Source organism: Paenibacillus sp. FSL H8-0259, assembly GCF_037963255.1.
In the GTDB taxonomy this organism is placed as follows: domain Bacteria; phylum Bacillota; class Bacilli; order Paenibacillales; family Paenibacillaceae; genus Paenibacillus_AQ; species Paenibacillus_AQ phytohabitans.
In genome coordinates this window covers 4,064,760-4,075,840 of record NZ_CP150147.1, presented here as the reverse complement: position 1 = coordinate 4,075,840, position 11,081 = coordinate 4,064,760, and the positions used below count along the sequence as shown (strand labels likewise).

11 protein-coding genes are annotated in these 11,081 nt (G+C 49.6%); 5 read left to right on the top strand and 6 right to left on the bottom strand.

What is annotated here, in order from left to right; all coding sequences use genetic code 11:
- Positions 1–316 precede the first annotated feature (316 nt).
- The 3 genes from NSU01_RS17400 to NSU01_RS17390 all read right to left on the bottom strand — a co-directional run bounded on the left by NSU01_RS17400 (position 317) and on the right by NSU01_RS17390 (position 2,662).
- A complete protein-coding gene (locus NSU01_RS17400) occupies positions 317–919 on the bottom strand; it encodes a lysozyme inhibitor LprI family protein (RefSeq protein ID WP_076245890.1) in 603 nt (200 codons plus the stop codon).
- A 335-nt stretch (positions 920–1,254) separates the two neighbouring features.
- Positions 1,255–2,235, bottom strand: coding sequence for an aldo/keto reductase (locus tag NSU01_RS17395; RefSeq protein WP_076245888.1), 981 nt, complete (start codon positions 2,233–2,235; stop codon positions 1,255–1,257).
- A gap of 31 nt (positions 2,236–2,266) precedes the next feature.
- Entirely contained in the window at positions 2,267–2,662 is a 396-nt protein-coding gene (locus tag NSU01_RS17390; RefSeq protein ID WP_042137347.1) for a cupin domain-containing protein, read from the bottom strand.
- Positions 2,663–2,893: 231 nt separating this feature from the next.
- Between NSU01_RS17390 and NSU01_RS17385 the strand changes: the two genes are divergently transcribed.
- The 3 genes from NSU01_RS17385 to NSU01_RS17375 all read left to right on the top strand — a co-directional run bounded on the left by NSU01_RS17385 (position 2,894) and on the right by NSU01_RS17375 (position 5,514).
- A complete protein-coding gene (locus NSU01_RS17385; protein WP_076245886.1) occupies positions 2,894–3,442 on the top strand; it encodes a TetR/AcrR family transcriptional regulator in 549 nt (182 codons plus the stop codon).
- 266 nt (positions 3,443–3,708) lie between these two features.
- Positions 3,709–4,560, top strand: coding sequence for an aldo/keto reductase (locus NSU01_RS17380; protein ID WP_076245884.1), 852 nt, complete (start codon positions 3,709–3,711; stop codon positions 4,558–4,560).
- A gap of 21 nt (positions 4,561–4,581) precedes the next feature.
- Positions 4,582–5,514 (top strand): AraC family transcriptional regulator, encoded by a 933-nt coding sequence (locus NSU01_RS17375; protein ID WP_076245882.1) that lies wholly within the window; start codon positions 4,582–4,584, stop codon positions 5,512–5,514.
- A 426-nt stretch (positions 5,515–5,940) separates the two neighbouring features.
- Here NSU01_RS17375 and NSU01_RS17370 read toward each other — a convergent pair whose 3' ends face one another.
- Positions 5,941–6,369 carry an NUDIX domain-containing protein gene (locus NSU01_RS17370; protein ID WP_179093566.1) on the bottom strand — a complete coding sequence of 143 codons (429 nt, stop codon included), beginning with the start codon at positions 6,367–6,369 and terminating at the stop codon, positions 5,941–5,943.
- A 199-nt stretch (positions 6,370–6,568) separates the two neighbouring features.
- Positions 6,569–7,354 (bottom strand): ATP-binding protein, encoded by a 786-nt coding sequence (locus tag NSU01_RS17365; RefSeq protein ID WP_076245878.1) that lies wholly within the window; start codon positions 7,352–7,354, stop codon positions 6,569–6,571.
- Positions 7,355–7,648: 294 nt separating this feature from the next.
- On the opposite strand from NSU01_RS17365, the gene NSU01_RS17360 reads away from it, so the two are divergent.
- Both NSU01_RS17360 and NSU01_RS17355 read left to right on the top strand, forming a co-directional pair.
- Entirely contained in the window at positions 7,649–8,443 is a 795-nt protein-coding gene (locus NSU01_RS17360; protein ID WP_042137336.1) for a helix-turn-helix domain-containing protein, read from the top strand.
- A gap of 42 nt (positions 8,444–8,485) precedes the next feature.
- Positions 8,486–9,712 carry an MFS transporter gene (locus NSU01_RS17355; protein ID WP_076245876.1) on the top strand — a complete coding sequence of 409 codons (1,227 nt, stop codon included), beginning with the start codon at positions 8,486–8,488 and terminating at the stop codon, positions 9,710–9,712.
- 109 nt (positions 9,713–9,821) lie between these two features.
- On the opposite strand, the gene NSU01_RS17350 is transcribed toward NSU01_RS17355, so the two are convergent.
- The gene (locus NSU01_RS17350) at positions 9,822–10,931 is read right to left on the bottom strand and encodes an NADH:flavin oxidoreductase (RefSeq protein WP_076245874.1); all 1,110 of its coding nucleotides are present in this window, start codon (positions 10,929–10,931) and stop codon (positions 9,822–9,824) included.
- Positions 10,932–11,081 lie beyond the last annotated feature (150 nt).

Below are 11,081 nucleotides of genomic sequence, written 5' to 3'. Positions count from 1 at the left end.
CATCATAGTTGTCATTTAACACACCTGCTGCAGTCCTCTTAACTTCAATATGCTATACCTGCTCAGCCAGAGGTTATCATCCCCTTTCATTAGGTCCCACCAAATATGCACAAGTGTATCAAATAATGGGATTCAATTCTGCTCAAAAAAACGCACTTTCAACCCAGAATCGACTATTTTAAAATATAAGGATTTATATAGTTCACGTTATAAATCATTCTTACAGGCACAAAAAAAGAAATCCCGATAGGCAACTGCCTGCCGAGATTTCTGTAATGTTATTACCTATCCTTGTACCCCTCTGACAGCTCCTTCATCAATCCATATACAACTCAACCAGCTTATAACAGCGGTCACGGGTAACACTGGCCAGCGTGATGGCATACTCCAGTCCCTCCGCTGTCCCTCCTTCGTATTTGGCTGCCTCCTTGGCCGCCGTCTCATCGCGGAGTGTAATCCAGTTCCGCTGTTCCTCTTTCAGCTTAGCCATTTCTGCTTCGGGGAGCTGCTGTTTGAGCACCTGGTAGATCTCATTCAGCGCTTTGTCCCACCGTTCGTTCTCCTGAACGGCCGCTGTTGACATTGCAAGCGTTGTGCCTTTATCCGATATAGCCTTCAGGTCTGACAACCCCTCTTCAATCTCATCCAGTTTGTCAAAATAGGCCTGACGCGTGGACTCCTCCGGCTCCGGAGTAGCTTCAGCAGTAGTCTCCGGCGAGGGAGCTGCCGTCGTTGTAGCTTCGGGAGTGGGCTGCACAGTAGCAACCGCTGTCGCTGCGGGTGTTATCTCCGGCGCTGCAGAAGTTTCCACCCCGGTCTGCTCAGGAGCCACTGCATTGCCGTTGCCGGCCTCATTATTGCCGCAGCCGCTTAACAGCAGACTGGAGATCAACAGTGTCGTTATTATTGCTTTTTTCATAAGTCCTCATCCTGTCGGTTTGGTATAGTAGTTAGCATACTTCACAGATCCGGCTGGAATCAACTGCCTCTAGACTTATTACCTGTAACTGCCGCTTACTAATCATTACCGGCCCCGGGATCATAAAAAAGAAGAGCCCAAAAGGCTTAACGCCAATCAGGATCTTCTTCATTCAAATCTAATTATGTACGGGCCCTGCAATCTACATTCCGAATAAATTCACAGATTCTCCGGAACGGGTATTTCTTCTACCCGTACATCTCCGGCAGCGTACATAATATTTGCTTTCATTTCTAAGTTCCACCTTTTCACTTGAATTATCCGCCCTATTGTAATTACTGCGCTCCAACTACGTTGTGCGGAACATACAGCTCTTCAAGGAAATTAATCTCTTCAGCTGTTAATTTCACCTGCAGTGCACCGGCAGCATCTTCGAGCTGCGACAGCTTCGTTGCGCCTATAATTGGGGCAGCTACAGATTCTTTCTGCAGCAGCCAGGCTAGTGCGATATGGATGCGCGGTACACCGCGCTCTTCGGCCAGAGACGCCACACGCTGGACGATCAGACGGTCAGCATCAGCTGTAGAGTCGTATTTCCATTTCTGGACATGGTCGGTCTCGGACCGGTGAGTGCTTTCCGACCAGTCGCGGATCAGTCTGCCTGAAGCCAGGGGGCTGTAAGGAGTGACCGCAATTTTCTGATCCGCGCAGAGCGGCATCATCTCCCTTTCCTCTTCACGGTAGATGAGATTCAGGTGATTCTGCATCGAGACGAACCTTGTCCAGCCATTCTTCTCGGCCACATGCTGGGCCTTTTGGAACTGCCAGGCGAACATTGCCGATGCGCCGATATACCGGGCTTTTCCGGCCTTCACTACATCATGCATAGCTTCCATCGTTTCTTCAATCGGCGTGTTGTAATCCCAGCGGTGAATGATGTAGAGATCTACATAATCCGTTCCCAGCCGCTTTAAGCTTTTATCGATTTCACTCATGATGGATTTCCGGGACAACCCTGCACCATTCGGACCTTCATGCATACGTCCCCAGACCTTCGTAGCGAGAACCAGTTCATCCCGGTTCGCATATTCCTTAAGCGCGCGTCCGGTAATCTCTTCACTTGTTCCATTGGCGTAAACGTTCGCTGTATCAAAAAAGTTGATCCCGAGGTCCAGGGCTCTTTTGATAATCGGCCGGCTGTGCTCTTCATCCAGAACCCACTGATGGCCTCCCGGCAGCACCTCACCAAAGCTCATACAACCCAGACAAATCCGCGACACATCCATCCCTGTATTTCCGAACTTAATATATTCCATAGCCAAACCCTCCGTTTCCTATAATTATCTATTACAATTCAGCATACCATTCGTCATGAACAGCTTCGAACCAGTCTGTTGGTCCCGGGGTCATAGCCAGATGTACAAACCAGCTGTCCTTGGTTGCACCATGCCAATGTCTCACGCTAGCCGGGATGTTAACTACATCACCTGTCTGGAGCAGCCGGGCCGGTTGGCCTTCTTCCTGATACCAGCCGTTGCCGCCGGTGACTAGCAGAACTTGTCCGGCCTGATGTGCGTGCCAGTTATTGCGGGCGCCTGGAGCAAAGGTCACATTACCGATTGCCGTATTGAGCGGTGCCGGATCTGTAAATATCATCTGCAGGTAAGCATCGCCTGTGAAATTAGCTTCAACCTTGTTGCCTAGCGGGAAAATGGTGCTGCTGCTGAGGTGTTCATTTTCCATCGTAGATTCCTTCTTTCTTGTAATATGGTTGTGACAGCTCACGTTAATGTACTCACGTCTATTATTATAACAACCTTCAGTAACTTTCCAATTGTTGATTTCGCCGGTTTTGTACAATACTGAAACGAATGCAGGAATTTGTTCAGTATCGTAAGAATTCGTTTGATAAAATAATATACAATTGTTTATAATTATAACCAAGTATAAATATTAGAAAGCCCGGTGAATGATATGACCAAGATCGACAGGAGAATCCTTAAAACCCAGGAAGCCTTAAAGGCTGCAATCATTGACCTGATGAAGGAAAAGAGTTTCGACGATATTACAATTCAGGATCTTTCGGATCGGGCTAACGTCAGCCGCGGAACGATATACCTGCACTATATGGATAAATACGACCTGCTGGATAAACTGATTGAGACTCATATTGACGAGTTACGGATAAGATGTGCAGCCGCTGCAGATCTGGATTTTGCAACCGGGTCCGTATTGTGGACGGAATATTTCGAGTCCCATTATGCTTTTTTCTCCACGATGCTGGCCAGTAAAGGGGCTCCGTTCTTCCGCAGCCGGTTCATGGAGTTTCTGGTGGATGAGTTCCAGGATGAGGTGGACAACACCAAAGGAAAGAATGAAGGATTAAATCAGGATCTGGTCGTGAATTTTGTGGCCGCTTCGTATGTTGGCGTTGTCGAGTGGTGGTTCATGAACGACAGACCTGTAACTTATCTGGTATTGGCAGATCAGCTGGGAGCCTTGCTGGATAGAATCTGTGAGTAGTAAGTACGTTCAACCTTTCGAGGCGCCTCCCTCCCCAATTTCCCCCAATTTCTATTATCCTATAAATAAAAGTGCAGGCGTTAGATCATAAATGCTAAATGATTGCCTAATCCTATCACCAGCAAAACGTATTCAATAAGAGGATTAGGCAATCAAATGGCAGGATTGGTCTAACGCTTCTCTTGTGATCTGCAGCATAATAAGTAGGTAACGGATAGCTTGTCCCGATAGAGAGACAATATTTCACAACCTATGGAGGTAATTATATGCGGCAAGTCATTCTTAACAATGGTGTGGAAATGCCGGTGCTAGGGTTCGGAGTCTATCAGATTGCCGATCAAAGCCAGTGTGAACAAAGCGTGCTTGACGCGATCTCAACAGGTTACCGGCTGATAGATACAGCTGCCTCCTATCTGAATGAAGAAGCGGTAGGCAAAGCCATTAGACGCAGCGGCGTAGCCAGAGACGAGTTATTTATTACTACGAAGCTTTGGGTGCAGGACACTGGTTATGCGAAGACCAAGCAGGCGGTGGAGAACTCTTTGAAGCGGCTGCAGCTCGATTATCTCGATTTATATCTAATCCATCAGCCGTTTGGTGATGTGTATGGTTCCTGGCGGGCGATGGAGGAGCTGAACCGTGAAGGGAAAATCCGGGCGATCGGCGTCAGTAATTTCCATATGGACCGTCTGATCGATCTGATTCTTCATAATGAAATCGTCCCTGCCGTGAATCAGGTGGAGACGCATCCGTTCAATCAGCAGGTCGAAAGTGCAGCCTTCATGAAGGAGAACAAGGTTCAGATCGAGTCCTGGGCGCCCTTTGCTGAAGGAAAGAATAACTTGTTCCACAATGAACTGTTATCCTCAATCGCTGACAAGCATCATAAATCCGTTGCGCAGGTCGTTCTGCGATGGCTGACTCAAAGAGATGTTGTCGTGATTCCCAAGTCGGTCCGCAAGGAAAGAATGGCCGAGAACTTCAATATTTTTGACTTTGAATTGAGCAGCGGGGATATGAACTCCATTACGGCGTTGGATACGAAAGAGAGCCTGTTCTTCTCCCACCGTGATCCTGAAATGGTCAAGTGGCTTGCCAGCCGTAAACTGGATATCTGATAGAAATCTGGAGGAATCGTCATGCTGGAGGCTATCTTCAAACAACAAAAAGAATTGGCAAAGCTTATTCAACACTTCTCACCAGCGGATGGTGTACTTGAAACAGCAATTCCCCATCTGTTCATTATTAGATATTCAGAAATCTCCGAACCTGCGTACAGGGTGTACAAGCCCGCTTTTTGTGTGATTGCCCAAGGCTCCAAAGAGGTTTTTCTGGCTCAGGAACGGTTCGAATACGGGTCAGCCAACTATTTGATTTCTTCGATGAACCTGCCTGTGGTCGGCCAGATTATAAAGGCTTCAGCCGAGATTCCATATCTGAGTTTAAAATTAGAATTTACGCATGACCAAATTTTAGAGGTGATTAACGAGGCTAACATCCGGATCGTACCGAATGACAATGCCAAACGCGCCTTATTTGTAGGTGATATGGAGCATGCTTTAATGGATGCAACATTAAGACTCGTAGAATTGCAGAACCGTCCGGAGGACATCCCTTTCCTTGCTCCACTGATCACTAAGGAGATTCTATATACTCTTCTAAAAGGTCCTTACGGGGTTACCTTAGGCCAAATCGCAATGGAAGGCAGCAATGCATACCGGATCAGGGAAGCCATCGATCAGATTACTACCCACTTCACTCAATCTATGCGTGTTGAAGAGCTTGCCGAAGCCGCGAATATGAGTCTCTCCTCCTTCCATCGCAACTTTAAGGAAGTGACTGGTATGAGCCCGATTCAATTCCAGAAGCAGCTCAGGCTGCAGGAAGCACGGCGTGTATTGCTCTCAGAATCTGCAGAAGCTGCGGAAGTCGCATTCCGTGTAGGTTATGAGAGTGCCTCCCAGTTCAGCCGTGAATACTCGCGGATGTTTGGCTCTCCCCCGAGATCCGATGTGAAGCAGCTAAAGGAAATGTACGATCCTGCGAAAAGCATGGTTTTCTTGGGAGATTAGTACAACATCAGCGCATAGAAGTGAGTTATTCAACAATGCAGCAATTGATGTATTCAGTATCAGGCAGGAATTCAGTGATAGTTGTATTTTGTGCAATTAAAAACAGCGAAAAGGGAGGCTTTCCTCTTATAACTGTATTCTGTACAACTAAATCTGCCCCAATGGCTGAGAACCGAGGTACAATGGCAGTTTAATTGTACGAAATACAACTAAACGGAGAATCGGTTGTAAATCAGTTGATTTAGTTGTACAGAGTGCAATTAAGCATACCGCATACTCCCGGCATATCCCATAGTTGGGTCACTTCAAACCCTTAGCAAGCGATTTGCTAAAGTGGATTCCACTAACGCTTACTTGTGAGCATGAGAAAAGGAGCAGATTGCTGTTGCAATGTACTCCTTTTCTCATGCACTGTAGTATTCTGTATTATTCAAACCATTGTCTAGGCCCCACCGTATGAAATAGTTGTTTCCGATCAGGATTCAGAGCATGCTCAATACGGTTACAAGTAAAATCGCTGATCGGTTTGGGCAATTCATCTTTGGAGTAGAAGCCGCATTCTAGAATCTCCGGAGAAGTGGGCTGTGGCACTTGATGATTGACGTTATCCGCTATAAAAACAAAATGATGCATATCATGCACCGCTTCATAATACACCCCGGTCAACTCTTCAATCCTAACCTCCAGCCCCACCTCTTCAAACACCTCTCTTTGCGCGGTTTCCTCTGCGGACTCATTGTCCTCCCCTTTTCCGCCGGGCAATTCCCAGTTGTTTTTGCCGTAGCTATGCTTCACTAATAATATTTTACCGTCAGAATCTACAATCACTGCTGCTGCTCCGGTTAATTTGGGCACGATCATTCAACCTCCGGATTTCATTTTATGTAAATAAGATGTGATAGAACTTACAGTGGTTATCGTCCTGCGACGTATTGCATCCAACATATCACGAAACGGGCTGTTCTCGCTCACAAATCAAAACGTCCCGTTGATTTATACAAGCATCATCCGGGACGTTCAAATTACACTCTATTTTTTATAAGGACGGACTATATTACTCATAGGATAGCACAATATGTTCGTGTGTTAGCGGGCTATGCTCTATGATCGCCTTGCGTTTGGCCTTCAAGACAATTTGTTCAATATCTGCGAAGCTGCATCCGTCAAGGCGCCCGCATACCTCTTCCGTCAACCCTGCTTCCCCTTCGAATCCATTGATCAATAGCTCGATATATTGACGCCTGCTGGATTCATCCGGCAGCGAATAAGTCATCTTCGTATCAAATCTTCTCCAGATCGCCCGGTCCAGTTCATTCTCCAGATTCGTTGCCGCTACAAAAATACTGCTGTCGCCAAAGTCATCCAGACATTGCAGCAGGGTATTTACCGCGCGTGCCATCTCTTTGACTTCATCATTGCTCTCGCGTGTTCTTGCAATCGCATCAAATTCATCCAGAAAGAGGACGCAGGGTGTTGCTTTGGCATATTCGAATATTTTGCGGTTATTGCTGCCGGTCTCCCCCAAATGGCTATGAATAACCGCATCCAGCCGAACCAGAATAAGCGGAAGCTCCAGCATCTGAGCCATATAGAATGCGGTCAATGTTTTCCCGGTGCCTGGCGGACCATACATGACCACTTTATTGGGAATGGGTACGTTGTGTTCTTCGAATGTCGCCCGCATCCCAAGTATAGTAATGAACTCCTCAACAATCTTCCGGTTCATCGGGGGCAGCACGAGATGCTTTACTTTTCTGGCACATTCTTTTGGTGTGTAATAAGTCCCCATATCTATACCCTTCGCTCTGGGAAGACGCTGATTGCTGCTGTTTTTATTCATTGTTGTCTGGAAGCTCCTTAAATGTATCATGAGTTTACATATCCGGTGCAGTTAATACTTTATAGTGACATCTATTTAATCGTAATAATTACTATTTAATCAATATACCTGCTCACTACCTGCGTTGTCAACCAGCGGCCCTCAGAGTTTCTAATCATCCCCAACGGAGCTTGAGGATGAATGGGGCTGGCAAAATTATGATGCGGCAGTCTTGACAGCTACTCAAGTCAGGAGTAGTATTTTGGAATACTTCTAACGTTCCTGGAAGATCATCGAATACTAAGGAGGCCCCCTATGATTGATGCTCTAAGGAAACTCGGCTTGTCCGATCTTGAAGCCCGCTGTTATCTGGCGCTGCACGGTCAGCCCCCTTCTTCAGGCTACGAAGTCTCTAAGCAAGTGTCAGTATCGCGCTCCAATGTCTATGCTGCGCTGCGCGGCCTTGTAGAGAAAGGTGTCTGTCGTGCTGAGGAAGGTGATCCGATTACCTTCGCTGCAATCCCAATCGGGCAAGTTGTGAAGCTGCTTCAATCGGAGTTCGAACGCACTGCCCGCTTACTGGAGAGTGAGCTGACTACCCTGCCGGATACGCCGCCCTTCTTCAGTAACTGGAAAGGAGATCAGCAGGTGGATCTGGCGATCCGCCGCCTCGCCGCCAATGCCAGAGAGGAGATTCTGGTCGATCTTTGGGCAGAGGATCTGCACTGGGTCGAGGAATCGCTGCTCTCAGCCGAGCACCGGGGTACCGCCGTACATCTCATGGTCATCGGTGAAACGCCGACAGAGCTTGAACATGTCATCGTACATAGTGTGCCGCCGGGGGGACCGCACCGGACACGCAATTTCTCCATGCTGCTGGATAAGGAAACGGCGGTCATCGGCAGCTTCAGCCGGCACGCGCCGGTATCGGCGCTGGAGAGCAACCACCCGGCGGTGCTGAACGTACTGCAGACCTCGTACTTCCACGATGTTGTGATGATGCGGATCGAGAAAGATTTTGCCAGTGAGCTGGAGGACCGGTACGGGAAGGATTATGCACTGATCCGGCGGGAGCATCCCGAGATGCATGCGAAGAACTCCGGCATGTAATGAATTTAATGTATACCTGTGAATTAGAAAGGATGACATGTTTTGAATCCAAAAGGCTCGTCCGTACTACATAACCGCTCGTTCCTGCACCTGTGGATCGCACGGATATTCTCGACCAGCGCTTTTCAGATGCTGTCTGTCGCCATTGGCTGGCAGATGTACGCGCTGACTGACAGCGCCTTCCAGCTGGGTCTTGTCGGCCTGGCGCAATTCCTGCCGATGCTCCTGCTGACACTGCCGGCCGGACAGACCGCTGACCGGTACGACCGCCGGACCATCGTCTACCTCTGCCAGCTGATGGAGAGCGTAGTTGTCCTGCTGCTCGTCCTCGGCAGTCTGCAAGGCTGGCTGGGCTCGCTTCATCTGCTGGTCGCCGCCGCCATTCTCGGCGCCTGCCGTACCTTCGAAGGCCCAGCCTCTGCTGCGCTTGTGCCGGACATCGTGGACCGGGAACAGCTGCCGAAGGCCGCAGCCTGGTCTGCCTCCGCAATGCAGACCGCGATGATCGTCGGCCCGTCACTTGGAGGAGTGCTTGTCGTTTGGGGTACTGCCGCTGCTTACATTGCCTCACTGGCAGCGCTGCTGATCTCGACCGTGCTCATCTTCTTCGTCAAGACCGTTCACTTCGTGAAGAAGCTGGACGCCGTCAATATGGACACGTTCCTCAGCGGCTTGAAGTTTGTCTTTGCCCGCAAAATCATTCTCGGCACTATCTCGCTTGATCTGTTCGCCGTGCTGCTTGGCGGTGCGACTGCTCTGCTGCCGATCTTCGCCGAGGATATCCTGAAGACCGGCTCACTCGGTCTGGGGCTGCTGCGCTCTGCGCCAGCGGTCGGGGCGATCCTTGTCTCGCTGATTCTAACCCGATATTCGGTGGAGAAAGCAATCGGCAAGACATTGTTCGCCTCCCTCGTTGTATTCGCCTTGGCGACGATTCTGTTCGGAGTGTCCCACAGCTTCTGGCTCTCGCTCTTCGCGCTGTTCCTCATCGGCGCCTCCGACGTCGTAAGCGTCGTAATCCGTTCCACGCTGGTTCAGGTCAACACACCGCAAGAGATGCAGGGCCGGGTCAACGCCGTCAACTCCCTGTTCATCGGCACCTCGAACCAGCTGGGCGAATTCGAGTCCGGTACGATGGCCGGTCTGGTCGGTGCCGTACCAGCGACAGTTATTGGCGGGCTTGGTACACTCGTCATCACCGTTGTCTGGATGTATTGGCTCTTCCCGGTCCTCCGGACGCAGAAGACCTATATGGCGGAGAAAGGGTAATAGAGAGCTGATATTGGAAATTATTCACCTGTAGATAATGGTCTAAATAAAATAAAGTTAAGGCTGCCCAAGGGCAGCCTTATTTGTGCGTTTATAGACACTCTATGCTTCAATACAGTTGGGCAGCCGCCTCAGGAGTAAAGGCTTGAATCTCCTCCACCCTGCCCTCGCGGATTTTCTTTGCCCATGCCGGATCACCCAGCAGCGCGCGTCCGACGGCTACCAGATCGAACTCCTGATTGTCCAGCCGCTTCAGCAGTTCATCCATCCCTTGATGATCCGCTTCCCCGCCTTCAGCGGGATCATTGTCCATGCCTACGGAACCAACAGCAATCGTTGTCTTCCCGGTGAGCTTCTTCACCCATCCGGCGAGACCCAGCTCCGAGCCCGCGAATTCCGGGTCCCAGAACCGGCGGGTCGAGATATGGAAAATATCCACGCCGGCCTGTACCAGCACATCCAGGAATTGCTTCAGCTGCTCGGGTGTATCTACCAGATTCGCCGTGTAATCAGTCATTTTCCACTGGGACAACCGGATGGAAATCGGATAATCCGGTCCGACTGCAGCGCGGACGGCCGCGACAACTTCGGCTGCGAATGTGGTGCGCTTCAGGAAATCGCCGCCATAGCGGTCCGTCCGCTGATTGGTTTGTTCCCAGAAGAATTGGTCAATCAACAAGCCGTGGCCGCCGGAAAGCTCTATCCCGTCGAAGCCAGCCTGCTGTGCATTCACTGCCGCATCGGCATAGGCTTGAATGACGCCGGAAATTTCTTCTTCTGTCATCGGCTCGCTTATCTTGTTCCCTTGCATATCGAGGCCTGATGGCCCGATCGATGGTGCATCCGGGTAAGGCTGGGAACCTGTGGAACGAATCATTCCCATATGTGACAATTGGGGAAAAATAATCCCGCCGGCCTCATGAACCTGTCTGACGACTTCACGCCAGCCGCTCAGAGCGGCTTCGCCAAACAGATTAGGAAGTCCCGGATCACTGCTCGCCGCCGGATGGTCAATCATACCAACGGTGATGATCAGCCCCACCCCATTCTCAGCGCGGCGGCGGTAATACGCTGCCATATCCTCCCCTGGAATACCCTCAGGTGCAAAAGCACGCGCCATCGGTGACATTACGATCCGGTTGGGTATATTTAATTGTTGAACCGTATAAGGTTCAAATAAGGTCTCCAGTGAATGAATTTGCTCCTGCTGTTTAGCCATGGTTAACGCCTCCTGTAGATTGTATGATTATTCTCAAAGCGGGGTATGAATGCAATAGTAACAAGCTCCAGTCCCCCTTTCAACCAACAATCTGCCCAAGTTGTTGCTTAAGCTAGAAGACGGAAAAACTGTCGTATTGGCAGATCCTAT

Excerpts from the sequence above, each read along its gene's own strand:
- NSU01_RS17400 (WP_076245890.1), bottom strand. The coding sequence starts at position 919 with ATGAAAAAAGCAATAATAACGACACTGTTGATCTCCAGTCTGCTGTTA.
- NSU01_RS17395 (WP_076245888.1), bottom strand. The coding sequence starts at position 2,235 with ATGGAATATATTAAGTTCGGAAATACAGGGATGGATGTGTCGCGGATT.
- NSU01_RS17390 (WP_042137347.1), bottom strand. The coding sequence starts at position 2,662 with ATGGAAAATGAACACCTCAGCAGCAGCACCATTTTCCCGCTAGGCAAC.
- NSU01_RS17385 (WP_076245886.1), top strand. The coding sequence starts at position 2,894 with ATGACCAAGATCGACAGGAGAATCCTTAAAACCCAGGAAGCCTTAAAG.
- NSU01_RS17380 (WP_076245884.1), top strand. The coding sequence starts at position 3,709 with ATGCGGCAAGTCATTCTTAACAATGGTGTGGAAATGCCGGTGCTAGGG.
- NSU01_RS17375 (WP_076245882.1), top strand. The coding sequence starts at position 4,582 with ATGCTGGAGGCTATCTTCAAACAACAAAAAGAATTGGCAAAGCTTATT.
- NSU01_RS17365 (WP_076245878.1), bottom strand. The coding sequence starts at position 7,354 with ATGAATAAAAACAGCAGCAATCAGCGTCTTCCCAGAGCGAAGGGTATA.
- NSU01_RS17360 (WP_042137336.1), top strand. The coding sequence starts at position 7,649 with ATGATTGATGCTCTAAGGAAACTCGGCTTGTCCGATCTTGAAGCCCGC.
- NSU01_RS17350 (WP_076245874.1), bottom strand. The coding sequence starts at position 10,931 with ATGGCTAAACAGCAGGAGCAAATTCATTCACTGGAGACCTTATTTGAA.